Annotated in this window: 23 protein-coding genes; 2 read left to right on the forward strand and 21 right to left on the reverse strand. The window is 65.7% G+C overall.

The window, feature by feature from the left end; genetic code table 11:
* Positions 1-152 precede the first annotated feature (152 nt).
* From FEZ61_RS13365 to FEZ61_RS13395, 7 genes are all read right to left on the reverse strand, one after another.
* Entirely contained in the window at positions 153-461 is a 309-nt protein-coding gene (locus FEZ61_RS13365; protein WP_017640778.1) for a chaperone modulator CbpM, read from the reverse strand.
* Positions 461-1,405, reverse strand: coding sequence for a curved DNA-binding protein (gene cbpA / locus FEZ61_RS13370; protein ID WP_173149028.1), 945 nt, complete (start codon positions 1,403-1,405; stop codon positions 461-463). The genes FEZ61_RS13365 and cbpA overlap by 1 nt, the downstream gene beginning before the upstream one ends.
* Positions 1,406-1,469: 64 nt before the next feature.
* Positions 1,470-2,477, reverse strand: coding sequence for a transporter (locus FEZ61_RS13375; RefSeq protein ID WP_059316035.1), 1,008 nt, complete (start codon positions 2,475-2,477; stop codon positions 1,470-1,472).
* A 118-nt stretch (positions 2,478-2,595) separates the two neighbouring features.
* On the reverse strand, positions 2,596-4,098 hold the full coding sequence (gene lysS, locus FEZ61_RS13380; RefSeq protein ID WP_173149029.1) for a lysine--tRNA ligase: 1,503 nt from the start codon (positions 4,096-4,098) through the stop codon (positions 2,596-2,598).
* Between the two features lie 126 nt (positions 4,099-4,224).
* A protein-coding gene (gene prfB / locus FEZ61_RS13385; protein ID WP_143075288.1) for a peptide chain release factor 2 occupies positions 4,225-5,320 on the reverse strand; the annotation gives its coding sequence in 2 pieces (ribosomal slippage) (positions 4,225-5,247 and positions 5,249-5,320; 1,095 coding nt in all).
* A gap of 100 nt (positions 5,321-5,420) precedes the next feature.
* Complete coding sequence (locus FEZ61_RS13390; RefSeq protein WP_173149031.1) at positions 5,421-7,043, reverse strand: MFS transporter; 1,623 nt, start codon at positions 7,041-7,043, stop codon at positions 5,421-5,423.
* Positions 7,044-7,152: 109 nt separating this feature from the next.
* On the reverse strand, positions 7,153-8,826 hold the full coding sequence (locus FEZ61_RS13395; protein WP_093256114.1) for a GMC family oxidoreductase: 1,674 nt from the start codon (positions 8,824-8,826) through the stop codon (positions 7,153-7,155).
* A gap of 146 nt (positions 8,827-8,972) precedes the next feature.
* Between FEZ61_RS13395 and FEZ61_RS13400 the strand changes: the two genes are divergently transcribed.
* On the forward strand, positions 8,973-9,875 hold the full coding sequence (locus tag FEZ61_RS13400) for a LysR family transcriptional regulator (RefSeq protein WP_173149033.1): 903 nt from the start codon (positions 8,973-8,975) through the stop codon (positions 9,873-9,875).
* A 3-nt stretch (positions 9,876-9,878) separates the two neighbouring features.
* Here the strand turns inward: FEZ61_RS13400 and FEZ61_RS13405 are convergent, their stop codons facing one another.
* Positions 9,879-10,574 (reverse strand): tellurite resistance TerB family protein, encoded by a 696-nt coding sequence (locus tag FEZ61_RS13405; protein ID WP_093256109.1) that lies wholly within the window; start codon positions 10,572-10,574, stop codon positions 9,879-9,881.
* A 191-nt stretch (positions 10,575-10,765) separates the two neighbouring features.
* On the opposite strand from FEZ61_RS13405, the gene FEZ61_RS13410 reads away from it, so the two are divergent.
* Positions 10,766-11,236, forward strand: coding sequence for a nuclear transport factor 2 family protein (locus tag FEZ61_RS13410; RefSeq protein WP_093256106.1), 471 nt, complete (start codon positions 10,766-10,768; stop codon positions 11,234-11,236).
* Positions 11,237-11,274: 38 nt separating this feature from the next.
* Here FEZ61_RS13410 and FEZ61_RS13415 read toward each other — a convergent pair whose 3' ends face one another.
* The 13 genes from FEZ61_RS13415 to ffh all read right to left on the reverse strand — a co-directional run bounded on the left by FEZ61_RS13415 (position 11,275) and on the right by ffh (position 23,515).
* On the reverse strand, positions 11,275-12,378 hold the full coding sequence (locus tag FEZ61_RS13415) for an NADH:flavin oxidoreductase/NADH oxidase (RefSeq protein WP_093256104.1): 1,104 nt from the start codon (positions 12,376-12,378) through the stop codon (positions 11,275-11,277).
* Between the two features lie 68 nt (positions 12,379-12,446).
* Positions 12,447-14,168: a single-stranded-DNA-specific exonuclease RecJ gene (gene recJ, locus FEZ61_RS13420; protein WP_173149035.1), complete on the reverse strand. Its 1,722-nt coding sequence runs from the start codon at positions 14,166-14,168 to the stop codon at positions 12,447-12,449.
* A complete protein-coding gene (locus tag FEZ61_RS13425; protein WP_007160963.1) occupies positions 14,168-14,707 on the reverse strand; it encodes a YaeQ family protein in 540 nt (179 codons plus the stop codon). The genes recJ and FEZ61_RS13425 overlap by 1 nt, the downstream gene beginning before the upstream one ends.
* A gap of 275 nt (positions 14,708-14,982) precedes the next feature.
* Positions 14,983-16,392 (reverse strand): threonine synthase, encoded by a 1,410-nt coding sequence (gene thrC, locus FEZ61_RS13430; protein ID WP_064307872.1) that lies wholly within the window; start codon positions 16,390-16,392, stop codon positions 14,983-14,985.
* A gap of 46 nt (positions 16,393-16,438) precedes the next feature.
* Positions 16,439-17,743 (reverse strand): homoserine dehydrogenase, encoded by a 1,305-nt coding sequence (locus tag FEZ61_RS13435; protein WP_017640791.1) that lies wholly within the window; start codon positions 17,741-17,743, stop codon positions 16,439-16,441.
* Positions 17,744-17,806: 63 nt separating this feature from the next.
* Entirely contained in the window at positions 17,807-18,532 is a 726-nt protein-coding gene (locus FEZ61_RS13440) for a thioredoxin fold domain-containing protein (RefSeq protein WP_017640792.1), read from the reverse strand.
* A 62-nt stretch (positions 18,533-18,594) separates the two neighbouring features.
* Positions 18,595-19,485 carry a site-specific tyrosine recombinase XerD gene (gene xerD / locus FEZ61_RS13445; protein WP_017640793.1) on the reverse strand — a complete coding sequence of 297 codons (891 nt, stop codon included), beginning with the start codon at positions 19,483-19,485 and terminating at the stop codon, positions 18,595-18,597.
* Positions 19,482-19,895, reverse strand: coding sequence for an acyl-CoA thioesterase (locus FEZ61_RS13450; protein WP_007160958.1), 414 nt, complete (start codon positions 19,893-19,895; stop codon positions 19,482-19,484). Before FEZ61_RS13450 ends, xerD begins: the two co-directional genes overlap by 4 nt.
* 65 nt (positions 19,896-19,960) lie before the next feature.
* Positions 19,961-20,311 carry a 50S ribosomal protein L19 gene (gene rplS / locus FEZ61_RS13455; RefSeq protein ID WP_007160957.1) on the reverse strand — a complete coding sequence of 117 codons (351 nt, stop codon included), beginning with the start codon at positions 20,309-20,311 and terminating at the stop codon, positions 19,961-19,963.
* Positions 20,312-20,353: 42 nt separating this feature from the next.
* Positions 20,354-21,091 carry a tRNA (guanosine(37)-N1)-methyltransferase TrmD gene (gene trmD, locus FEZ61_RS13460; RefSeq protein WP_068383467.1) on the reverse strand — a complete coding sequence of 246 codons (738 nt, stop codon included), beginning with the start codon at positions 21,089-21,091 and terminating at the stop codon, positions 20,354-20,356.
* Positions 21,092-21,094: 3 nt separating this feature from the next.
* Positions 21,095-21,631, reverse strand: a complete 537-nt coding sequence (gene rimM, locus FEZ61_RS13465) for a ribosome maturation factor RimM (protein WP_064307868.1) — start codon at positions 21,629-21,631, stop codon at positions 21,095-21,097.
* Between the two features lie 5 nt (positions 21,632-21,636).
* Positions 21,637-21,885: a 30S ribosomal protein S16 gene (gene rpsP / locus FEZ61_RS13470; RefSeq protein ID WP_017640797.1), complete on the reverse strand. Its 249-nt coding sequence runs from the start codon at positions 21,883-21,885 to the stop codon at positions 21,637-21,639.
* Between the two features lie 250 nt (positions 21,886-22,135).
* Entirely contained in the window at positions 22,136-23,515 is a 1,380-nt protein-coding gene (gene ffh, locus FEZ61_RS13475; protein ID WP_007160953.1) for a signal recognition particle protein, read from the reverse strand.
* Positions 23,516-23,667 lie beyond the last annotated feature (152 nt).

Below are 23,667 nucleotides of genomic sequence, written 5' to 3' on the forward strand. Positions count from 1 at the left end.
CTTACATCCGGCGTCCTCGCCCGGCCTCCGGAGAAGAACTGGGCGCTTTATTTCTTGAAGTGAGCTGAATACAGCGAAGCCCAACAACCAGACGCGGCTCCGACTGTTGGGTTCGGACGATGATGCCGGCTCAATCCACCCTACGCGGCCGGTCAGACGTCCCGCAGCTCGCCAGCGAAGCGTTCCAGGCGCCGTCGCAGCCGTTGGTTCTCCCGCCGCAGTTCTTCCACCTCATCCAAGAGGTGCAGCGCTAGAGCGGTCGCGGACCAGTCCAGGTCCAGTTCGTGGCGCAGACGCACGGCGCGGCGGGCGCGGTGCAGGGCACCGGTGTCGAAATGCCACTCGGCCGGGCGCTTGCCACGCTGGGGCGCCAGGATGCCGTGTTCGACGATTTCCACCACCACCGGCTCGCTCACCTCGCAGAGCACGCAGAATTCCTGCAGGACGATCAGACTGCTCATCAGACTTTCCTCCAGTCTTGGCGGGGATCGAAGGCCACCCGTTCGGCCAGTTGGCGCCACAGCGCCTGGGTTGCTTCATCACCTTTGGGCGGCATCACCACCTTGAGCAGGGCATGCAGATCGCCCTGCCCGTTCTTGCCGGCCAGGCCCTTGCCCCGTACCCGCAGCCGCGCACCGTTCTGGCTGCCGGGCGGGATGCTGAGCATGATCTGCCCATCCAGCGTCGGCACCTGCACCTTGGCGCCCAAGGCCGCCTCCCAGGGGGCGAGCGGCACGCTGACCACCAGGTCCTGGCCATCCACGTCGAACAGGGGATGAGGCACCAGACGGATGACCAGGTAGAGGTCACCCGGCTCCGCGCCACCAATGCCCGGCTCGCCCTGCCCTTTCAGGCGGATACGCTCGCCGTCGGTGCTGCCGGCGGGAATCTTGACGTTGAGGGTCTTGGTGGTCTCGCCGACGCGGCGACCTAGCTCGTCGCGCTGCGGCAGCGAAAAGCTCAGCGGCTTGGTGCTGCCGGCCTGGCTCTCTTCGAGAAACAGGGGTAATTCCAGCTCGACGTCGCGGCCACGGCGGGCGAAGCCACCCTGCTGCGAGCGTCCGGCGGCACCGAACAGGGACTCGAAGAAGTCCGAATAATCCTGGCCGAAGCCGGCATGGGGATCGCTGTAGTCGGCATCCGAGCCCGGTTGCCAATCCGGCGGCACCTGGAAGCGCTCGCCCTGTTGCTGATAGAGGCGCACCTGGTCGTATTCCGCACGCTTGTGCGGATCGCGTAGGACGTCATAGGCCTCGGCCACCTCCTTGAAGCGAGCCTCGGCATCGGCCTCCTTGCTCACATCGGGGTGGTACTTGCGCGCCAGTTTGCGGTAGGTGGTCTTGAGAGTCTTGTCGTCGACATCGGGGGCGACGCCGAGCACCTCGTAGTAGTCCTTGAAGTCCATTGCGGTCTCCAGTGGGGGTTCCCCTAGAGACCGCGCGGTGCCTGCAACGGTTGCATGACTCTGGTCAGTCGCCGCGCTTGCGGAAGGCCAGGCTACCGGCCAGCACGGTAAAGGTCGCCACCAACGCTACCAGGATCCAGAAGCCATGGGGCGAATCGGCAAGCGGAATGCCGCCGACGTTCATGCCGAAAAAGCCGGCGATGATGTTGATCGGCAGGGCCAGCACCGTGACCAGGGTAAGGGTGAACAGGGTGCGGTTGGTCTGCTCGGCGGAGGCGGCGGCGATCTCTTCCTGCAGCAGCTTGAGACGCTCCACCAGGGCGGCGAGGTCGTCCAGCACCCGGTCGAATTCCTCGGTGGCCTCGCGCAGGGTCTGGATGTCGTCGCGGCGCAGCCAGGCCGGTGGCCGGTTGAGCAGGCGCAGCAGCGAGCCCGGCTCCAGGGCCAGCAAGCGCTGCAAGCGCACCAGGGCGCGTCTCAGACTACCCAGCTCGGCGCGACTGGCGGACAGCCGCTGGGACAGCAGCCGATCCTCGATGGCATCCACCTTGACCGTGGTGTCGCGGATGATGCCGGTCAGCACATCGGCCTGGTCACGCAGCAGATGCACCAGCAGCTCCAGGGTCGAGCCGAAGCCCTCGCCCCGGCGTACCGCGTGGCGCAGGCGATCCACCGAGCGCAGCGGCTGGGCCCGGGCGGTCACCAGCAGTCCCGGACGGGCACATGCCCAGAGAGTGGCCACGTCCACCGAGACCTGCCCGTAGGCCAGGGTCACGTCGTTCACCACCCCGAGCAGGGTGTCGTCGGCTGGCTCCAGCCGGGTCGAATGGGAACCGGCGTGCAGGGATTCGAAGAATTCCTCCGGTAGCCCCAGGTGCTCGCGCATCCAGCGCTCAGCGGCGGCATGGGCCAGGTTGAAGTGCAGCCAGCGAAAGCCACCCTCTTCCGCGTCCCAGGGATCTTCCGGCGCCATGGTCAGGGCGCGCCCCGGCTGACCGGAAGTGAAATGGTAGGCGTAGAGCAGCCCCAGCCGTTCGGCAGCCGGATGCAGAGGAATCAGGGTGTTGGTCATGGCTACCTGCGGAGGGAACGCGACATCAGGGCTCTGTTAGCAGGTCCGGATGAACCTTTGATGACAGAGCCCCGAGTCTGCAGATGCCAGCGGCGCCCCCGAAAAGGAGGCGCGGCGCTTATTGCGGACGCATGTGCGGGAAGAGGATGACGTCGCGGATCGACGGCGAGTTGGTCAGCAGCATCACCAGGCGGTCGATGCCAATGCCTTCGCCGGCGGTGGGCGGCATACCGTATTCCAAGGCGTTGATGAAGTCGGCGTCGTAGTGCATGGCCTCGTCGTCACCGGCGTCCTTTTCCTGGACCTGCAGCATGAAGCGCTCGGCCTGGTCTTCGGCGTCGTTGAGCTCGGAGTAGGCATTGGCGATCTCGCGACCACCGATGAACAGCTCGAAGCGGTCGGTGACGCTGGGATTGTCGTCGTTGCGCCGGGCCAGCGGCGAGACCTCGAAGGGGTACTCGGTGATGAAGTGCGGCTGCTCCAGCTTGCTCTCCACCAGCTCCTCGAAAATCATCACCTGCAGCTTGCCCAGGCCTTCGTGGCCGAGGACCTTGGCGCCGGCCTTCTTGGCGATGGCGCGGGCCTTCTCGACGTCCTGGAGATCGGCCGCAGTGATGTCCGGGTTGTACTTGAGGATAGAGTCGTACACCGACAGGCGCACGAAGGGCTCGCCGAAGTGGAAGACCTTGTCGCCATAGGGCACGTCGGTGGTGCCGAGCACGGCCATGGCCAGTTCGCGGAACAGTTCCTCGGTGAGGTCCATGTTGTCGCGGTAGTCGGCGTAGGCCTGGTAGAACTCGAGCATGGTGAACTCGGGATTGTGCCGGGTCGAGACGCCTTCGTTACGGAAGTTGCGGTTGATCTCGAAGACCTTCTCGAAGCCACCGACCACCAGCCGCTTGAGGTACAGCTCCGGCGCGATACGCAGGAACATGGCCATGTCCAAGGCGTTGTGGTGGGTCTCGAAGGGCTTGGCCGCCGCGCCGCCGGGAATGGTCTGCAGCATGGGCGTTTCCACTTCGAGGAAACCACGCTCCATGAGGAAGCGGCGGATGTGGGCGATGACCTGGGAGCGTACGCGGAAGGTCTGGCGCACCTCTTCGTTGACGATCAGATCGACATAACGCTGGCGATAGCGCAGTTCGGTGTCGGTCAGGCCGTGGTGCTTGTCGGGCAGTGGGCGCAGCGACTTGGTCAGCAGGCGCACGTCGCTCATGTTGACGTAGAGATCGCCCTTGCCGGAGCGGGCCAGGGTACCTTCGGTGGCGATGATGTCGCCCAGGTCCCAGGTCTTGACCGCTTCCAGAGTCTCGGCCGGCAGGGTCTTGCGGTCGACGTAGACCTGGATGCGCCCGCTGGTGTCCTGCAGCACCATGAAGGCGCCGCGGTTGAGCATGATGCGGCCGGCTACCTTGACCTTGATGCCTGCGGCTTCCAGCTCTTCCTTGGTCTTGTCGGCGTACTGCTTCTGCAGGTCACCGGCCAGGCTGTCGCGACGGAAGTCGTTGGGGAAGGGAATGGCCTGCTGGTCGCGTAGCGCGGAAAGCTTTTCCTTGCGCTGGGCGATCAGCTTGTTGTCTTCCTGTTCCTGGGCTTGGGGGTCTAGGGGTTGTTCGCTCATGTCTGCTCTTTACCTGGGGTGCTGACCGTAGGAGCGGCCGCTTCGGCGGGCCGCCATGGCCGCGATAGAGTTTTATCGCGGCCATGGCGGTGCGCCGATGCGACCGCTCCTACAGGAAATGATGGATTAAACGCCCTGCTTGAGGCTGGCTTCGAGGTATTCGTCCAGATCGCCGTCGAGCACCTTGTCGCAGTCGCTGCGTTCCACGCCGGTGCGCAGATCCTTGATCCGCGAGGCGTCGAGGACGTAGGAGCGGATCTGGTGGCCCCAGCCGATATCGGACTTGGAGTCTTCCAGGGCCTGGGAGGCGGCGTTACGCTTCTGCATCTCCAGCTCGTACAACTTGGCCCGCAGCATCTTCATGGCGGTGTCCTTGTTGGCGTGCTGGGAGCGCTCGTTCTGGCAGGCCACCACGGTGTTGGTGGGCACGTGGGTGATCCGCACCGCGGAGTCGGTGGTGTTCACGTGCTGACCGCCGGCGCCCGAGGAGCGGTAGGTGTCGACGCGCAAATCGGACGGGTTGATCTCGATGTCGATGTTGTCATCGATCTCGGGCGAGACGAACACCGCGGTAAAGGAGGTGTGGCGACGGTTGCCCGAGTCGAAGGGACTCTTGCGCACCAGGCGGTGCACGCCGATCTCGGTGCGCAGCCAGCCAAAGGCGTATTCGCCCTTGATGTGCACGGTGGCGCCCTTGATGCCAGCGACCTCGCCTTCCGACAACTCGACGATCTCGGCGCTGAAGCCGTGCTGGTCGGCCCAGCGCAGGTACATGCGCAAGAGCATGTTGGCCCAGTCCTGGGCCTCGGTGCCGCCGGAGCCGGCCTGGATGTCCAGGTAGCAGTTGTTGGGGTCCATCTCGCCGCTGAACATGCGGCGGAATTCCAGCTTCTCGAGGATGCCGCGCAGGCGCTCCACCTCGGCCGCCACATCATCGACCGCGCTCTGGTCTTCCTCTTCGGCAGCCATTTCCAGCAGGTCGCTGGCATCCGCCAGGCCACCGTTCAGCTCGTCCAGGGTACCGACCACCTGGGCCAGCAGCGCGCGCTCGCGGCCAAGGTTCTGGGCGTATTCGGGCTTGTTCCAGACAGCGGGGTCTTCGAGCTCGCGCTCGACTTCGACGAGACGATCCTTTTTCAGATCGTAGTCAAAGATACCCCCGAATGGTCTCGGTGCGGCTGGAGAGGTCCTTGATGCTGGTGACGATCGGGTTGATTTCCATGGGGGAAACACTCGCGAGAAAAGCTGTGGAAAAGCTCGCGAGTATAACCCAATCGGCGGCGAAACTCAGAGTGCGACGGGGATTCGCCGCCTGCTGGGCCTCAATCGGCGTCGAGATCGCGGTGGCGGGTTTCCGGCAAACACAGCAGGCCTACCACCAGGCTGACGCCGGTCACCAGTACCGGGTACCAGAGGCCGTAGAAGATGTCGCCGGTATAGACCACCAGGGCAAAGGACACCGTGGGCAGGAAGCCGCCGAACCAGCCGTTGCCGATGTGGTACGGCAGTGACATGGAGGTGTAGCGGATGCGCGTGGGAAACAGCTCCACCATCAGTGCCGCCAGCGGCCCGTAGCAGAGGGTGGCGATCAGGATCAGAGCGAAGATTACCGCCACCACCATGGGCTTGTTGACCTGCGCCGCATCGGCCTTGGCCGGATAGCCGGCGGCCTGTACCGCAACGCGCAGGGCTGGCTCGTCATAGCCGACGATGACCTTGTCGCCGACATTGACCTGCACCGCGTCCCCCGGTGCCGCCGCCACGCTGCGGTAGGGCAGTCCGCTCTTGGCCAGCAGGGTCTTGACCCGGTCGCAGGGGCTGTCGAAACGCGCCTTGCCCACCGGATCGAACTGGAAGGTGCAGGTGGCCGGATCGGCGGTCACCACGATGGGCGCCTGCTGGCTGGCCTGGTAGATCTGTGGATTGGCGTAGTGGGTCAGGGCCTTGAACAGCGGGAAGTAGAGCACCGTGGCCAGCAGCAGGCCCAGCATCAGGATCGGCTTGCGGCCGACCTTGTCCGACAGCCAGCCGGCGATGACGAAGAAGGGGGCGCCCAGGATCACGCTGACGATCAGCAGGTTGTTGGCCAGCACCGGATCCAGCTTGAGGGTCTGGGTAAGAAAGAACATCACATAGAACTGCGACAGGTAGAAGGTCACCGCCTGGCCGCCGTTGATGCTGAACAGCGCGATCAGCACCACCTTGAGATTGCTCCAGTTGGTGAAGGAATCGCGGATCGGCGCCTTGCTCTGCTTGCCTTCGGCCTTCATGCGCAGGAAGGCCGGCGATTCGTGCATCGATAGGCGGATCCAGGTGGAGATGGCAAGCAGGAATATCGACAGCAGGAACGGCAGGCGCCAGCCCCAGACCTCGAACTGGTCACCGGTCAGGTAGCGGCAGACCAGGATCACCACCAGCGACAGCAACAGCCCCAGGGTCGCGGTGGATTGCAGCCAGCTGGTGTGGGCACCGCGCTTGCCGGGCGGCGCGTGCTCGGCGATGTAGGTAGCGGCGCCGCCGTACTCACCGCCCAGGGCCAGGCCCTGCAGCAGGCGCAGCACCACCAGGATGATGGGTGCGGCCACGCCGATGCTGGCATAGGTGGGCAGCAGGCCGACGCCGAAGGTGGCGATGCCCATGAGGATGATGGTGGCGAGAAAGGTGTACTTGCGCCCGACCATGTCGCCCAGGCGGCCGAACACCAGGGCACCGAAGGGCCGCACCACGAAACCGGCGGCGAAGGCCAGCAGGGCGAAGATGAAGGCGGTGGTGTCGTTGACGCCGGCGAAGAACTGCTTGCTGATCACCGCCGCCAGGGCGCCGTAGAGAAAGAAGTCGTACCACTCGAAGACGGTTCCCAGGGACGAGGCGAAGATCACCTTGCGTTCTTCGCGGCGACTGCTGGCCGCGCTGGGTTGGACCCGGGGTTGGGCATAGTCGGACATCGCACGTTCTCCTGACCCGGGATCGCCGGGCTGATTGTTGTTATGGGCGACAGCTACTACGGTGGAAACGGCGGGAGGCTCCGCCGTCGGTGGAACCGGATGGACGCAGCTAGGCCGCCGAGGCGGCGCTGGCCCGGGCAACCGCGGCGGGCAGCTCGTGACTGCCCTGCTCCCGCGCCTCGGCCAGCATGAAGGTGGCCGCCTGCTCGGCGATCATCAGCGTCGGCGAACAGCTGTTGCCCGAGACCAGGGTCGGCATGATGGAGGCGTCGGCCACCCGCAGCCCGGGAATGCCATGCACCCGCAGGCGGGCGTCCACCACGGCGTCGGCGCCCTGCCCCATGCGGCAGGTGCCGGAAGGATGGAAGATGGTGGTGCCAATGGCGCCCGCGGCTTGCTGCAGTTCTTCCTCGCTCTGATAAGCCGGGCCTGGCAGATACTCCTCGGGCCGGTAAGCGGCCAGTGCCGGCGCGGCGGCGATGCGCCGGGTCAGGCGGATGGCGTCGGCGGCCACCTTGAGATCCTCCGGCGCGCTGAGGTAGCGCGGCTGGATCAGCGGCGCGGCCAGCGGGTCGGCGCTGCGGATGGCCACCTGGCCACGACTGGCCGGGCGCAGGTTGCACACCGAGGCGGTAAAGGCGGGAAAGCCGTGCAGGGGCTCGCCGAAGCGCTCCAGCGACAGCGGCTGCACGTGATACTGCAGATTGGCCGAGGGCTGCCCGGGATCGGAACGGGCGAAGGCGCCCAGTTGGCTCGGCGCCATGGCCAGGGGACCACTGCGACTCCAGAGATACTCCAGGCCCATGCCCAGCTTGCCCCAGAGACTGCCGGCCAGGGCATTGAGGGTCGGCACGCCGTGCACCCGATAGATCAGCCGCAGTTGCAGGTGATCCTGCAGGTTGCCGCCGACCCCTTCCAGCCGATGCTGGACACCGATGCCCAGCCCTTCGAGCAGGCCGCGCGGACCGATGCCGGAGCGCTGCAACAGGGTCGGCGAGCCAATGGCGCCGGCGCAGAGCACGATCTCCCGCCGCGCCACCAGGCGCTGGGGTTCGGCCTGGCCCGGCAGCCGCGCCAGCACCGCCCGTGCCCTGCCCTCCTCCAGCAGCACCCGCTCCACTTGCACCCCGGTCAGCACCTGCAGATTGGCACGCTGGCGGATGGGCTTGAGAAAGGCCTTGGCGGCATTCCAGCGCACGCCATTACGCTGATTGACCTGGAAGTAGCCGCAGCCTTCGTTGTCGCCGGTGTTGAAGTCTTCCACCGGCGCGATGCCGGTTTCACCCGCGGCACTGCGAAAGGCGTCGAGCAGGGTCCAGTGCAGGCGCTGCCGCTCGACCCGCCATTCACCCCCGGCACCATGAACGGCCGAGGCGCCGTCGCAATGATCTTCCATACGCTTGAACAGCGGCAGTACGTCCTGCCAGCTCCAGCCGGGGTTGCCAGCGGCGGCCCAGCCGTCATAGTCACGGGCCTGGCCGCGCATGTAGATCATGCCGTTGATGGACGAGCAGCCACCCAGCACCCGGCCACGCGGATAGTTGAGCGCGCGGCCACCCAGGCCCGCCTCCACCTCGGTCTTGAAGCACCAGTCGGTGCGCGGATTGCCGATGCAGAACAGATAGCCGACGGGGATGTGGATCCAGGGATGGTTGTCACGGCCGCCGGCTTCCAGCAGCAGCACGCGATGGGCCGGATCGGCGGACAGCCGATTGGCCAGCAGGCAGCCGGCCGGACCGGCGCCGACGATGATGAAGTCATATTCCGCAGCAGGACCGGGCATGACGTTCCCTCGCTTTTTTGTTGTTGTGGTCCCTATCCTAGTGTCGTCATCCGCGAACAACAGTCGCAGAAAACGGGCACCGGCTGTGCATTTCTGAACAGCGCCCCGCAAGCGACCGCGCAGACAGGCCGAGACAAGGAGACGGGATGTTCGACTGGAACGATCTGCGGGTTTTTCTGGAGGTCCAGCGCCATGGCCGCCTGCTTACCGCCGCCCGCAGCCTGGGCGTCAGTCATGCGACCGTTGCCCGCCACCTGGAGACCCTGGAACGCGCCCTGGGCAGCCAGCTGCTGGTGCAGCAGGCCAGCGGCTACCAGCTCACCCCGGCCGGTCAGGCCCTGCTGGCGCACGCCCAGGCGATGGAAGAAGCCGCACTGCTGGCCCAGGAGGCGGTAACCCAGCGACTCAATCCGCTGGGCCAGGTGCGGGTCGGGGTGACCGAAGGCCTGGGCACCGGCTTTCTCGCCCAGCGCCTGGGCGCGCTGCTGCGCGACTATGCGGGGCTGGAAGTGGAGCTGGTCTCGGTGCCGCGCTTCGTCAGCGTCACCAATCGCGAAGCGGACATCGCCATCACCCTGGAAAGACCCACCGCCGAAGGCCTGATCGGCCGGCGGCTGACGCCCTATCGCCTACGCTTCTATGCCAGTCGTGCCTACCTGGATCGGGCACCACCCCTGGACGCCCAGGCCGATCTCGGCGAGCAGACCTTCATCGGCTACGTCGACGACCTGCTGTACACCCGCGAACTGCAATTCATCCAGGGACTCTGTTCGGATCCGCGCATCGTCTTTCGCAGCACCAGTGTCATCGCCCAGCGCGAAGCCGCTTGCGCCGGCATCGGCATCGCGGTGCTGCCCTGCTACCTGGTGGGTCAGAACACTCCCTTGGAAGGCGTGCTCCCGGAGCGGTCCTTCACCCGCGAGTACTGGATCTCGACCCACCGGGAGTTGCACCGCTCAGCGCGCCTGCGCGTGGTCTGGGATTTCCTGCTGCACCTCTGCGCGGCAGAGCGGAGCGTCCTGCTGGGTGAGGAACGCCCGCTCGCCTAGCCGTTAGACCGCCGCGGCCTCACGCTCCAGCTCGGCGCGCAGGCCGGGCTCCAGGCGCAGCTGGCGCGCCAGCTCGTCCAGGTAGGCCTTTTCCATGTATTGCTGATCGTCGATCAGCATCAGGCTGGCCAGGTACATCTCGGCGCCCATCTCGGGCGTTTCCGCCGCCGCGGCGACCTTGGCCGGATCCAGCGGTTGTTCCAGTTCGCGCTGCAACCAGCTGCGCAACTCGGGATCGTTGTCCAGCTTGGCCATCTCGGCTTCGATGGCCTGGCGCTCCTGGTCATCGACATGACCATCGGCCTTGGCTGCCGCGATCAGGGCGATCAGCACCGCCCGGCCATGGGCCTCGGCTTCGTGCTCCGGTACCCGATCCACGGTACGGGGCTCGACGGCTGCCGTACCCTGGGCCTGATTGGCCTGCCAGGACTGATAGGCCTTGTAGGCCACCATGCCCAGCGCCGCCAGACCGCCATAGCCGACAGCCTTGCCACCCATGGCGCGACCGCGCTTGCTGCCCAGCAGCGCAGTCAGGGCCCCAGCCGCCAGGCCGCTGTTGCCCAGTCCGGAGAGCAGACCGCCCAGGGAATCCTTGCCGGTGGACGCCGTGCCGGATCGGGGGGCCGAGTGACCGGTCTTCTTGGCCAGCGCCTGCTGGCCCGCCTTGAGCAATTGATCAAGCAAACCGCGGGTGTTCATGGATGACCTCCACAGAGTCAGGATTCAGCCCTTTAGGACCGCTGACCACACCGTCTGGCTCCCGGCACCTGCTTACCGAATGTTGCCGAGGTCGCCGTCGCGACCAGCCGGTTGATACAAAATATTGCTGACCGCGGGCCGCCCACGGCGCTACTCTTGCGCCTTTCCCTTGCAGTTGCCGGAGACACCCCATGCGCTCGCGTCTGGCTGTGCTGTTCGCGCTTTCGCTCGCCCTCACTGCCGGCCAGGTCCAGGCCGCCGCCGAGGACGCCCGCCTCATCGCCAATCGCTATCTCGATGCCTGGAACGATCACGATGCCGAGGCCGCCAGCGCCCTGCTCGACCCCAAGGTGCAGTATTTCGACAGCGGCGCCGCCACCACCGAGACCAGCCGCACCCAGGCCCGCGACCGCATCGTCAAGGTCACCCTCAAGGCCGTCCCGGATCTACAGGTAAAGATGGTGCACAAGCCGGTCATCGGCCCGCGCAGCATCGCCTTCGAATGGGAACTGACCGGCAACCGCGTCACCGCCACCGGCAAGCAACCGGTCAAGATCCGCGGCGCCAGCATCATGAAGATCCGCGACGGCCGCATCTGGTATCTGGGCGACTACTACGACAGCGACGCCCTGGAGGCGATGCTGCGCCCGGTCAAGCCCTAACTCGGGAGCCATCCGCACGGATGGCTCCGTCCCGCGCCCTATTCCTCCCCGAACGGCTTGCGCAGCGGCGTATCCCGGTGCGCGGCGCGCACGTATTGCGGCGGCCAGGAGACCTTTTCCCGTAGGGCTTCGGCGGCATTCAGCGGCCAATAGGGATCGCGCAGCAGTTCGCGGGCCAGCAGCACCAGATCGGCCTGACCGGTACGCAGCACGTGCTCGGCCTGGGCCGCATCGGTGATCATGCCCACCGCGCCACTGGGAATCCCGGCTTCCTTGCGCACCCGCTCGGCGAACTGGGTCTGGTAGCCGGGCCCGGTGGGAATGTCGGCCTGGGCGGCGGTGCCGCCGGAGGAGACGTCGATCAGGTCGACGCCCAGGGTCTTCAGCCGCCGCGCCAATTCCACCGTCTCATCGACATCCCAACCGTCTTCCACCCAGTCGGTGGCCGAGACCCGCACGAACAGCGGCAACGCTTCCGGCCAGACCGCACGTACATCGGCGGTGACTTCCAGCAACAGGCGAATGCGATTCTCGAAATTGCCGCCGTAATCGTCCTCGCGGCGATTGGAGAGCGGCGAGAGGAACTGGTGCAGCAGATAGCCGTGGGCGGCATGGACCTCGGCCACCTTGAAGCCGGCCGCCAGGGCGCGCTCGGCGGTGTCCACGAAAGCCCGGCGGATGCTGGCGATGTCGTCGCGATCCATGGCGGTGGGCCGGGTGTGCTGGGGATCGAAGGCGATGGCCGAGGGCGCCACCGGCACCCAGCCGCCCTCGGCGATGGGCACGCTGCCGTGCTTGCCGAGCCAGGGTTGCCAGGTACTGGCCTTACGGCCAGCATGGGCCAGTTGGATACCGGCGACGCTGCCCTGGCCTTCGATGAACTGGGTGATACGGCGCAGGGGCTCGATCTGCTCGTCCTTCCACAACCCCAGGTCCTGGGGCGTGATGCGCCCGTCGGCGGTGACCGCGGTAGCCTCGAAGATCACCAGGCCGGCGCCACCGGTGGCGCGACTGCCCAGGTGAACCAGGTGCCAGTCGTTGGCGAAGCCGTCTTCGCTGGAATACTGACACATCGGGGAGACCACCACGCGATTGGGCAGGGTCAGCTGACGCAGGGTCAGGGGCTGGAACAGGAGACTCATGGCGGACCTCGTCTAGTCGGGATTCACCGCATTGGAGTGTTCCCGAACAGAATAGGTCGCTGTTCCGACTAACGCGGTGCCAGGTGCACCACCAGCAACTGCACGCTCTCGTTGCCGCGGAATTCATTCACGTCCAGCCGATAGGCCAGCTCGGCCCAGCGGATGTTGGGATCGGGCCAGGTGTCACGGTCGATGTTGAAGGCGATGCCGTCCAGCTCCGGGCCGCCCTGCTCGCTGCGCAGGGTCAGCTTGAGGTGCCGTTCCTTGAGCAGGCGCTGGGAGAGGATCTCGAAGGTGCCGTGAAACAGCGGCTCGGGGAACTGCTGCCCCCAGGGGCCGGCCTGGCGCAGGGCCTGGGCCAGATCGAGCTGGAATTCGCTCGGAGCGAGGCAGCCATCGGTCTGCAGGCGCCCATTGAGGTCGTCGGCCTGCAGATGGCGACGGACCTCGGCGTCGAAGGCGCTGGCAAAGGTCTCATAATGCGCCTGGGGCAGACTGAGGCCGGCGGCCATGGCGTGACCGCCGAACTTGGTGATGAGCCCCGGATGACGGGTCGCCACGGCGTCCAGGGCATCGCGGATGTGCAGCCCGGGTACCGAACGCGCCGAGCCCTTGAGCATGCCGTTGCCACTGCCGTCGTCGGCGAAGGCCAGCGCCGGGCGGTGATACTTTTCCTTGAGGCGCGAGGCGAGGATGCCGATCACGCCCTGGTGCCACTCCGGGTCGAACAGACAGAGACCGAAGGGCAGATTGTCTTCCGGCAATTCCTTGAGCTGCTTGAGCGCCTCGCGCTGCATGCCCTGCTCGATGCTCTTGCGATCCTTGTTGAAGTCGTCCAGCTGCTGGGCATACTCCTGCGCCAGTTGCGGGTCTTCGCAGAGCAGCAATTCGATGCCGATGGACATATCGTCCAGGCGCCCCGCCGCATTGAGCCGCGGGCCGAGAATGAAACCGAGGTCGCTGGAGGCCACCTTGCCCGGTTGGCGCCCGGCCACTTCCAGCAGCGCCTTGAGCCCCGGGCGCGCCCGACCGGCGCGGATACGCATCAGTCCCTGGTGCACCAGGATGCGGTTGTTGGCATCAAGCGGCACGACGTCGGCGACGCTGCCGAGGGCGACCAGATCCAGCAACTCGGCTAGGTTGGGCTCGGCCAGGCCCTGACGGGCGAACCAGCCGTTCTCGCGCAGGCGACTGCGCAGGGCCAGCATCACATAGAAGATCACCCCGACCCCGGCGATGCACTTGCTGGGGAAGGCACAGGCCGGCTGATTCGGATTGACGATGGCATCGGCGGCGGGCAATTCGGCGCCCGGCAGGTGGTGGTCGGTGATGACCACCTGCAACCCGGCCGCCTTGGCCGCGGCCACGCCGTCCAGGCTGGAGATGCCGTTGTCGACGGTGAGCAGCACCTCGGGTTCGCGCTGCAGGGCCACGGCGACGATCTCGGGCGTCAGGCCGTAGCCGTATTCGAAGCGATTGGGCACCAGGTAGTCGACCCAGGCCGCGCCCAGGCGACGCAGGGCCAGCACGCCCACGGCGCTGGCGGTAGCGCCATCGGCATCGAAATCGCCGACAATGAGGATGCGCCGGCGCTCTTCCAGAGCGCGCGCCAGCAGCTCCACCGCCGCCTCGATGCCCTTGAGCTGGTGATAGGGCACCAGCCGCGCCAGCCCCTTGTCCAGTTCTTCCGGCAGGGTCACGCCGCGCGCGGCATAGAGCCGGGTGAGCAGCGGCGGCAGGTCACCCAGGTCGGGCAACACCGCCGGCAGCGGACGGGGCTCCAGGCGCATCAACGTTCGCCCAGCAGCCATTCCAGCTGCAATTCGTGCTGACCGCGGTCGTCGGTGACGAACAGGGTGCCTTCGCTGATCATCACCTGCCAGGAAATGCTGCGCGGCAGATCGCGGGCCAGTTCGGCCAGGGGCTCGGCGGGAACCGCGGCGATGTGCAGATTCTTCAGCGTCCTGACCGCGTCCACCACCTTGGTCTGCCAGACGCGCAGATTGCCGTAGGCCAGCAGGCTGGTGCGCTCGGTACGACGGCTGCACCAGGTCAGGCGCTCGGCATCGGGCTGGCCGACTTCGATCCAGTGCAGCACCCGGCCATCGAGACTCTTCTCCCACAGCGCCGGCTCGTCGACGTCGGACAGGCCACGACCGAAGGCCAGCTGCTCGTTGTACCAGAGCACATAGGCCAGCAACCGCACCGCCATGCGCTCCTCGGTCTCGGAGGGATGCCGCGCCACGGTCAGGCGCAGATTCTCGTAGACCCCGCGATCCAGATCGGTGAGGTTGAGTTCGACTTTGTAGGGCGTGGCTTGCAGAGCCATGGGCGGGTCACCGGCAGGGAAAGCCGGGCATTGTACCGGAAAAGGCCGAGGGGCTTGGGACCGTGGATCCGTAGGTTGGGCTGAGCGTAGCAGCGACGGTTGGAGTCTGCCTTGTTGGGCTTCGACGATGGAGCCGTCTCAACCCAACCTACAGGTCAGCGTAGGCTGGGTTGAGCGCAGCGAAGCCCAACAAAGACGGTTGGAGTCCGCCGTGTTGGGCTTCGACGAGGGAGCCGTCTCAGCCCAACCTACGGTCGCAGGTTGGACGAACCCCCTTACAGCGGCTGACCACGCTTGCCGTGGCGGCTGACGAAGGCCTGGACGGCGGCCAGGTCGTTGGGCAGCACGGTGCAGCGCTCTTCGCGCTGCAGCAGGTCGGCCAGGTGGGTCGGCAGGCTGAGGGTCGCGCCGATGCCGGCCTTTTCCACCGCTTCGGGAAATTTCACCGGGTGGGCCGTGCCCAGCACCACCATGGGTGTGGCCAGGCTGCGGCGGCATTCGCGAGCGGCGCGCACACCGATGGCGGTGTGCGGATCCAACACCTCGCCGGTGGCGGCAAAGACCTCGGCGATGGTGGCGCAGGTCTCCTCGTCGCTCACGGCCAGGGAGTCGAACAGCTTGCGCGCTTCGGTCCAGCGATCGTCGGCCACCGTCAGGGTACCGCTGCTGCGGAAGTTCGCCATCAGCTCGGCCAGGGCCAGGCCATCGCGACCGTGCAGGTCGAACAGCAGGCGCTCGAAGTTGGACGAGACCATGATGTCCATGGACGGCGACAGGGTGGCTTCCAGCTGCTGCTTGTCGTAGCGGTTGCCGGACATGAAGCGGTGCAGAATATCGTTGCGGTTGGTGGCTACCACCAGCTGGCTCACCGGCAGCCCCATGTTGCGCGCCAGGTAGCCGGCGAAGATGTCGCCGAAGTTGCCGGTGGGCACCGAGAAGGCGATGGAGCGCGCCGGGGCGCCCAGCTGCAGGGCCGCGTGGAAGTAGTAGACGATCTGGGCCATGATCCGCGCCCAATTGATCGAGTTGACCGCCACCAGCGGGGTGCCCTTGAGGAAACCCTGATCGGCGAAGCTGGCCTTGACCATCTCCTGGCAGTCGTCGAAGTTGCCTTCGATGGCGATGTTGTGGATGTTGTCGCCCAGCAGCGTGGTCATCTGCCGGCGCTGCACTTCCGACACCCGCTGGTGCGGATGGAGGATGAAGATGTCGACGTTCTCACAGCGCTTGCAGCCTTCGATGGCCGCCGAGCCGGTGTCGCCGGAGGTGGCGCCCATGATCACCACGCGTTCGCCGCGCTTGGCCAGCACATGGTCGAGCAGCCGTCCCAGCAGTTGCAGGGCGAAGTCCTTGAAGGCCAGGGTCGGGCCGTGGAACAGCTCCAGCACCCACTCGTTGGCATCCAGCTGACGCAGCGGCGCGATCGAGCTATGGGCGAAACCAGCGTAGGTCTCTTCCAGGATGGCCTTGAATTCGGCATCGGCGATGGAGCCGGCGACGAAGGGCTTCATCACCCGGAAGGCCAGCTCGTGGTAGGGCAGACCGGTCCAGGAGGCGATCTCTTCCAGGGAAAAGCGCGGCAGGTTCTCCGGCACATAGAGACCACCATCGCTGGCGAGACCCGCCAGCAGCACTTCTTCGAAATTCAGCGCGGGCGCCTGGCCGCGGGTACTGATGTAACGCATGACTCGACCTCGGGAAAGACGGCGGCGCCAGGCGCCGCCAGGCTGCTCAGTTCAGGTGCTCGACACGGATGCGGACGACATCGCCGACGACGTCATCGAGGGCTTCCAGCGCGGTGATGGCCTCGACCATATGGCGCTCCGTCACGCGGTGGGTCAGCAAGATCATGGGCACCAGGCCGTCATGTTCCTCGGCTTCCTTCTGCATGATGGACTCGATGTTGATGCCGCGCGCCGAGAGGATGCTCGCCACCTGGGCCAGCACGCCCGGGTGATCCTTGGCCTGGATACGCAGATAGTAGGCGCTCTCGCAGGCCTCGATCGGCAGCACCGGATGGTCGGACAGCGCATCGGGCTGGAAGGCCAGGTGCGGTACGCGATTCTCGGGATCCGAGGTCATGGCGCGAACCACGTCCACCAGGTCGGCCACCACCGCCGAGGCGGTCGGCTCCTGCCCGGCACCGGCGCCGTAGAACAGCGTCGAGCCGACGGCGTCGCCATTGACCATCACCGCGTTCATCACGCCGTTGACGTTAGCGATCAGCCGATCGGCCGGGATCAGCGTCGGGTGCACCCGCAACTCGATGCCCTGGTCGGTGCTGCGCGCCACGCCCAGGTGCTTGATGCGATAGCCTAGCGCCTCGGCGTAGCCGACATCGGCGGTGGTCAGGCGGGTGATGCCCTCGGTGTAGGCCTTGTCGAATTGCAGCGGAATGCCAAAGGCGATGGAGGCCAGGATGGTCAGCTTGTGGGCGGCATCGATGCCTTCGACGTCAAAGGTCGGATCGGCCTCGGCATAACCCAGCGCCTGGGCTTCGGCCAGGACATCGGGAAAGGTGCGACCCTTCTCGCGCATCTCGGAGAGGATGAAGTTGCCGGTGCCGTTGATGATGCCGGCCACCCAGTTGATGCGGTTGGCGGCCAGGCCTTCGCGCAGCGCCTTGATCACCGGGATGCCGCCGGCCACGGAGGCCTCGAAGGCGACGATCACGCCCTGCTCGCGTGCCTTGGCGAAGATCTCGTTGCCGTGCACGGCGATCAGCGCCTTGTTGGCGGTGACCACGTGCTTGCCGTTGGCGATGGCGCGCAGCACCAGTTCGCGGGCCAGGGTGTAGCCGCCGATCAGCTCCACCACCACGTCGATCTCGGGATTGTCGGCCACCGCCAGGACCTCGGCGGTGATCGGCGTACTGCCGGTATCGCACTGGGGATTGGGTCGGCGCTGGGCGATCTGCGCCACCTCGATACCCCGTCCGGCGCGCCGGGCGATTTCCTCGGCGTTGCGCTTGAGCACGTTGAAGGTCCCGCTGCCCACGGTACCCAGACCACAGATGCCTACTTTGACCGGCTTCACACCCTTATCCCCATGTCGTATGGGACCGCTCCGCGGCCCCGTTCATAGCTCTGATTGAGGCGCCTAGCGGGCGCCGATTGCCGCTTCCGCCAGCTGGTCGGCCGGCTGGTAGCCCGGGATCATCTGGCCATCGGCGAGAATGATCGCCGGCGTGCCCTGGATACCCATGTTCTGCCCCAGCGCGAATTGCTGGGCGACCGGACTCTGGCAGCTCTCGGACTTGACCTCACGCCCGGTGAACATCTGGTTCAGCGCCGCCGGCTTGTCCTTGGCGCACCACACCGATTCCAGCTGCTTGGAGCCCGGCGAGCCCATGCCCTGGCGCGGGAAGGCCAGGTAGCGCACCTCGATGCCGCGCTTGTTCAGCTCGGGCACCTCGGCGTGCAGCTTCTGGCAATAGGGGCAGGTGGTGTCGGTGAAGACGGTGATGTGCGCCTTGGTCTCGCCCTGGGCGGGATAGATGATCATCTGGTTGCGGTCGAGGCCGTTGATCTGCCGCGCCACGGCGACGTTCTCGGCCTTCTCGGTCAGGTTGGAGGCCTTGCCGTCCTTGACCTGGTACAGATAGCCCTGCATGACGAACTGGCCGTCGCCGCTGGCATAGAGCACCCGGCCGCCCTTGAGTTGGACCTGGTAGAGATCTTCCAGCGGACTCTTGGCGATGGACTCGATGGCGAGATTGGGCTGCAGCGCGGTCAGGCTCTGACGAATGGCCTGCTCAGGTTCGGCCTGAGCCAGTTGCACGCCGAGCCCCAGGCAAGCGGCGAGCAACAGTTGGGAAATACGCATGTTTGACTCCTGTTGAGACGCCGGCAAGCCTACCACAGACCTGCCGGCTACGGCGGTGGGCCCTAGCCGCGCGGATGGTGCTGGGCGTGCAGTTGCTGCAGCCGCACGCGGGCGACGTGGGTGTAGATCTGGGTGGTGGACAGACTGGTATGGCCGAGCAGCATCTGCACCGTGCGCAGATCCGCGCCGTGGTTGAGCAAATGGGTGGCGAAGGCGTGCCTCAGGGTATGCGGTGACAGCGAGGTGCGGATGCCCGCCACCTGGGCATGCAGCTTGATGCGGTGCCAGAAGGTCTGCCGGGTCATGGGCGTGCCCCGCTGGCTGGGAAAGAGGATATCGCCGGGCTGGCCGCCCAGCAGCAGCGGGCGCGCGGTCTTCAAATAGTCTTCCAGCCAGGCGATGGCCTCTTCGCCCAAGGGGATCAGCCGCTCCTTGCTGCCTTTGCCGAAGACCCGCAACGAGCCCTCGCGCAGGTTGATCTCGTCCAGGGTCAGGCTGATCAGCTCGGTCACCCGCAACCCGGTGGCATAGAGCACCTCGAGCATGGTGCGATCGCGCAGGCCCAGGGTGTCTTCGGTATCTGGTGCGGCCAGCAGGGCTTCCACGTCCGCCTCTGACAGGCTCTTGGGCAGCGGTGCGCCCAGTTGCGGCATGCTCACCAGCAGCGTCGGGTCCTCGGCGACCCGCCCCTCGCGCACGGCATACTTGTAGAAGCTGCGCAGACCGGAGAGAAAGCGCGCCGTGGAGCGCGCCTGGTAGCCCTCGCTCAGGCGCCAGCCGAGATGATCGAGCACGGCGTCGCGACCCAGGTTCTCCAGGGTCAGCCCCCTGCCCTCCAGCCAGCGGGCGAAGGCCAGCAGATCGGTGCGATAGGCGCTGCGGGTATGGGGCGACAGTCCCTTTTCCAGCCACAGGGCGTCGAGGAATTCCTCGATCAGCCGTTCGGCGCTCACGCGGCGAAGCCTGGCAGCACCGGCGTCGGCTTGCCCTCGTCATCGACCGCGACAAAGCTGAAGGCGCCGTTGATGGCGCGCTCGCGCCCTTCCGCCAGCATGCCTTCGACGAACACCTCCACCTGCACCTTGATGCTGGTGTTGCCAACCTTCACCACCCGGCCGATCAGCTCGACGATGGAGCCGGCGGGGATGGGGTGGTTGAAATCGATCCGGTCGGTGGAGACGGTGACCAGCGGCTTGCGACAGAAGCGCGTCGCGGTGATGAAGGATACCTCGTCCATCCAGGCCAGGGCGGTGCCGCCGAACAGGGTGTCGTGATGATTGGTGGTGGGCGGGAACACCGCCTTGGCCACCCGGGTTTCCGACAGCGCCGTGCGCCGCTGGATTTCCGCTTCGCGGGTCGTCATGTCTTACCTCGAACCTCAGAAACGAAAAAAGCAGCCGAAGCTGCTTTTTTCTGGTCACGCCGCGATCAGGAAAGCTTTTCCTTGATGCGGGCAGCCTTGCCGGACAGCTCGCGCAGGTAGTACAGCTTGGCCTTGCGCACGTCACCGCGACGCTTGACGCTCAGGCTGTCGACCAGCGGGCTGTAGGTCTGGAAGGTACGCTCGACGCCAACGCCGTTGGAGATCTTGCGTACGGTGAAGGCGCTGTTCAGGCCGCGGTTACGCTTGCCGATCACCACGCCTTCGAAGGCCTGCAGACGCTGACGGTCGCCTTCCTTCACCTTAACCTGGACAATCACGGTGTCGCCGGGGGCGAACGCCGGGATTTCTTTGTTCATCTGCTCAGCTTCGATCTGGGCAATGATTTTGTTGGTCATGTCACTCTGCTCCTAAGACAGGCCGCGGCCCGCCATCGATACCTAACTATCGTTCCGCTGACGAAGGTATTCCGCCAACAGGTTCTGCTCTTCCCCAGAAAGCGAGCGGCTATCCAGAAGATCGGCGCGTCGCTCCGCAGTGCGTCCCAGGGACTGCTGCAGGCGCCAGCGCCGGATATGCTCGTGATTACCACTGAGCAACACGTCGGGTACGCGACGGCCCTCGTACACCTCGGGTCGGGTGTAGTGCGGGCAATCGAGCAGGCCGTCGGTAAACGAATCCTGCTCGGCGGAATCCACATGCCCCAAGGCTCCGGGCAGCAGTCGCGTAACCCCATCGATCAGCACCATGGCCGGCAATTCACCGCCGGACAGCACATAGTCGCCAATCGACCATTCTTCATCCACGTGCGTCTCGATGAAACGCTCGTCGATGCCTTCGTAACGCCCGGCGATGAGGATCAGATGCTCCTCCTGCGCCAGTTCCCGTACCGCCGCCTGGTCGAGCTTGCGACCCTGGGGGGACAGGTAGATCACCTTCGCCGCCGAATCACCCCGGGCATCGGCCAGGGCGCGCTCCAGCGGCTGGATCTTCATGACCATGCCGGGACCGCCGCCAAAGGGCCGGTCGTCCACGGTCTGGTGGCGATCCTCGGTATAGTTGCGCGGGTTGTAGCAGGTCAGCTCCAGGAGCCCCTGCTTCATCGCGCGACCGCTCACGCCATAGGCGCTCACGGCTTCGAACATCTCGGGAAAGATGCTGATGACATCGATACGCATGGATCAGAAATCCGCATCCCAGTCGACCTGCATCTCGCCCTTGGCCAGATCCACCGCCAGCACGTACTGGTCGGGCAGATAGGGCAACAGACGCTCACGATCGTCGAGGCTGCCAGCACAGGGCATGACCACCATGACGTCGTTGGCCCCGGTCTCCAGCAGATGATCCACCACACCCAGCCACTGGCCTTCGCGATTGATCACCTTGAGACCTTCCAACTGATGCCAGTAATAGTCGCCGGCGCCCAGCTGGGGTAATTCACTACGCGGCACGCAGATCTCGAAACCGGCCATCAGGCGGGCTTCTTCACGATCGTCCAGGCCCTGCAGCCGTACCGTCAGGACCTTGCCGTGCAACCGACCGCCGAGCACCTTGACCTGCCGGGTCTCGCCTTCGCGCCGCAGCGTCCAGGTCCGATAGTCCAGCAGATTGTCGAGCGGATCGGTAAAGGAGTAGATCTTGAGCTCACCACGTACGCCAAAGACCGAAACTATCTTGCCCAGGACCACCAGGTCGGGGGCGGAGGTCGGCGTACTCATGGTCTTCAGGCGGTAGCCTGAGCGCTCTTCAGCAACTGAGCGACGCGCTCGGACGGCTGGGCGCCCTGCGACAGCCAGTAGCTGGCACGCTCTTGGTCCACCGACAGACGGATTTCTGCGCCGCTGGCCACCGGGTTGAAGAAACCGATGCGCTCGACGAAACGACCATCACGCGCATTGCGGCTGTTGGTCACGGTCAGGTGGTAGAAGGGGCGCTTCTTGGAGCCGCCACGGGCTAGACGGATGGTTACCATTGAACTTCGTTCCTGTAGTCGGTGCTTGTAGCTGTGGGCACACTGGGCCACATGGCCCGAAAGGCCGCATATTCTAAGGGCTGTCACCCGGTTTGCCAATGGCTTTAAACGGTGCCCTCGGCATTGCGGCAGCCTGGAGACTCCGACAGCGGAGCCTCATCGCTCGCGAAGGTGCATCAGCACTGGTGCCAACGCCCCACGCAGAGCCCTTTCCAATGCCGGCCATCTGGCGACGGGCGGCACCGGAAAATCACATCTTGGGCATGCCGCCGCCAGGGAACATGCTGCCCATGCCGCGCATCATCTTGGCCATGCCGCCCTTGGCGGTGACCTTCTTCATCATCTTTTGCATCTGCTTGTGCTGCTTGATGAGGCGGCCGACGTCCTGCACCTGGGTACCGGAGCCCAGGGCGATGCGCTTCTTGCGCGAGCCGCTGATCAGTTCCGGATCGCGGCGCTCGGCCGGGGTCATGGAGTCGATGATGGCTTCCATCTGCTTGAAGTGCTTTTCCGCCGCGCCCTGGGCGTTGCCCATCTGCTGGATGTTCATGCCACCCATCATGGTCGGCAGCTTGTCCATCAGCGAACCCAGGCCGCCCATGTTCTTCATTTGGCGCAGCTGATCGCGGAAGTCCTCGAGATCGAAGCCCTTGCCCTTCTTGAGCTTCTTGGCCAGCTTGTCGGCCTTCTCGCGATCCAGGGTCTGTTCGGCCTGCTCGATCAGCGAGAGGACGTCGCCCATGCCGAGGATGCGCGAAGCGACACGGTCCGGGTGGAAGGGATCGAGGGCTTCGCTCTTCTCGCCCATGCCGATGAACTTGATCGGCTTGCCAGTGATGTGGCGGACCGATAGGGCGGCACCGCCACGGGCGTCACCGTCGACCTTGGTCAGGATCACGCCGGTGAGCGGCAGGGCGTCGTTGAAGGCCTTGGCGGTGTTGGCGGCGTCCTGACCGGTCATGGCGTCGACCACAAACAGGGTCTCGGCCGGCTTGGTGGCGGCGTGGACCTGCTGGATCTCCGCCATCATCTCGCTGTCGATGTGCAGACGACCGGCGGTGTCGACGATCACCACATCGATGAATTTGAGCTTGGCTTCGCGAATGGCGGCCTGGGCGATCTCCACCGGCTTCTGGCTGATGTCGGAGGGAAAGAAGGTGACCCCCACCTCCCCGGCCAGTGTTTCCAGCTGCTTGATGGCGGCCGGACGATAGACGTCGGCGGAGACGACCATGACGGTCTTCTTCTTGCGCTCCTTGAGGAAGCGCGCCAGCTTGCCCGCGGTGGTGGTCTTGCCCGCGCCCTGCAGACCGGCCATGAGGATGACCGCCGGCGGCGCCACGTTGAGCGCCAGGTCTTCGTTGGCCGCGCCCATGATGGCTTCGAGTTCGGCGCGCACGATCTTCACGAAGGCCTGGCCCGGGGTCAGGCTCTTGGACACCTCGGTGCCGACCGCCCGCTCCTTGACCCGGTTGACGAATTCCTTGACCACCGGCAGGGCGACGTCCGCCTCGAGCAGCGCCATGCGCACCTCGCGCAGGGTGTCCTTGATGTTGTCTTCGGTGAGCTTGGCCTTGCCGGTAATGTGGCGCAGGCTTTGGGACAGGCGGTCTGTGAGATTCTCGAACATGCGGACATCCAGGGCAGAAACGGCGGCTGACCGACAAGTATAACGAAAGACCGCCTGACCAGGGATAGCCGCTGGGGCCGGTTACCGCGTGAATCCGTCAGCAGCGCCCGCTTTGGCGAGCAGCTGAGGAAGCAAGGACAGGCACCGGCATC

The organism is Pseudomonas sp. MS15a(2019), assembly GCF_013277805.1.
In the GTDB taxonomy this organism is placed as follows: Bacteria; Pseudomonadota; Gammaproteobacteria; order Pseudomonadales; family Pseudomonadaceae; genus Chryseomonas; species Chryseomonas benzopyrenica.

Excerpts from the sequence above, each read along its gene's own strand:
- lysS (WP_173149029.1), bottom strand. The coding sequence starts at position 4,098 with ATGAGCGAACAACCCCTAGACCCCCAAGCCCAGGAACAGGAAGACAAC.
- rplS (WP_007160957.1), bottom strand. The coding sequence starts at position 20,311 with ATGACCAACAAAATCATTGCCCAGATCGAAGCTGAGCAGATGAACAAA.
- thrC (WP_064307872.1), bottom strand. The coding sequence starts at position 16,392 with ATGCGTTACATCAGTACCCGCGGCCAGGCGCCCGCGCTGAATTTCGAA.
- ffh (WP_007160953.1), bottom strand. The coding sequence starts at position 23,515 with ATGTTCGAGAATCTCACAGACCGCCTGTCCCAAAGCCTGCGCCACATT.
- FEZ61_RS13410 (WP_093256106.1), top strand. The coding sequence starts at position 10,766 with ATGCGCTCGCGTCTGGCTGTGCTGTTCGCGCTTTCGCTCGCCCTCACT.
- trmD (WP_068383467.1), bottom strand. The coding sequence starts at position 21,091 with ATGCGTATCGATGTCATCAGCATCTTTCCCGAGATGTTCGAAGCCGTG.
- cbpA (WP_173149028.1), bottom strand. The coding sequence starts at position 1,405 with ATGGACTTCAAGGACTACTACGAGGTGCTCGGCGTCGCCCCCGATGTC.
- rimM (WP_064307868.1), bottom strand. The coding sequence starts at position 21,631 with ATGAGTACGCCGACCTCCGCCCCCGACCTGGTGGTCCTGGGCAAGATA.
- FEZ61_RS13390 (WP_173149031.1), bottom strand. The coding sequence starts at position 7,043 with ATGTCCGACTATGCCCAACCCCGGGTCCAACCCAGCGCGGCCAGCAGT.
- FEZ61_RS13440 (WP_017640792.1), bottom strand. The coding sequence starts at position 18,532 with ATGCGTATTTCCCAACTGTTGCTCGCCGCTTGCCTGGGGCTCGGCGTG.
- FEZ61_RS13415 (WP_093256104.1), bottom strand. The coding sequence starts at position 12,378 with ATGAGTCTCCTGTTCCAGCCCCTGACCCTGCGTCAGCTGACCCTGCCC.
- FEZ61_RS13400 (WP_173149033.1), top strand. The coding sequence starts at position 8,973 with ATGTTCGACTGGAACGATCTGCGGGTTTTTCTGGAGGTCCAGCGCCAT.
- FEZ61_RS13425 (WP_007160963.1), bottom strand. The coding sequence starts at position 14,707 with ATGGCTCTGCAAGCCACGCCCTACAAAGTCGAACTCAACCTCACCGAT.
- FEZ61_RS13395 (WP_093256114.1), bottom strand. The coding sequence starts at position 8,826 with ATGCCCGGTCCTGCTGCGGAATATGACTTCATCATCGTCGGCGCCGGT.
- FEZ61_RS13365 (WP_017640778.1), bottom strand. The coding sequence starts at position 461 with ATGAGCAGTCTGATCGTCCTGCAGGAATTCTGCGTGCTCTGCGAGGTG.
- FEZ61_RS13450 (WP_007160958.1), bottom strand. The coding sequence starts at position 19,895 with ATGACGACCCGCGAAGCGGAAATCCAGCGGCGCACGGCGCTGTCGGAA.
- rpsP (WP_017640797.1), bottom strand. The coding sequence starts at position 21,885 with ATGGTAACCATCCGTCTAGCCCGTGGCGGCTCCAAGAAGCGCCCCTTC.
- recJ (WP_173149035.1), bottom strand. The coding sequence starts at position 14,168 with ATGCGCCTGGAGCCCCGTCCGCTGCCGGCGGTGTTGCCCGACCTGGGT.
- FEZ61_RS13375 (WP_059316035.1), bottom strand. The coding sequence starts at position 2,477 with ATGACCAACACCCTGATTCCTCTGCATCCGGCTGCCGAACGGCTGGGG.
- FEZ61_RS13405 (WP_093256109.1), bottom strand. The coding sequence starts at position 10,574 with ATGAACACCCGCGGTTTGCTTGATCAATTGCTCAAGGCGGGCCAGCAG.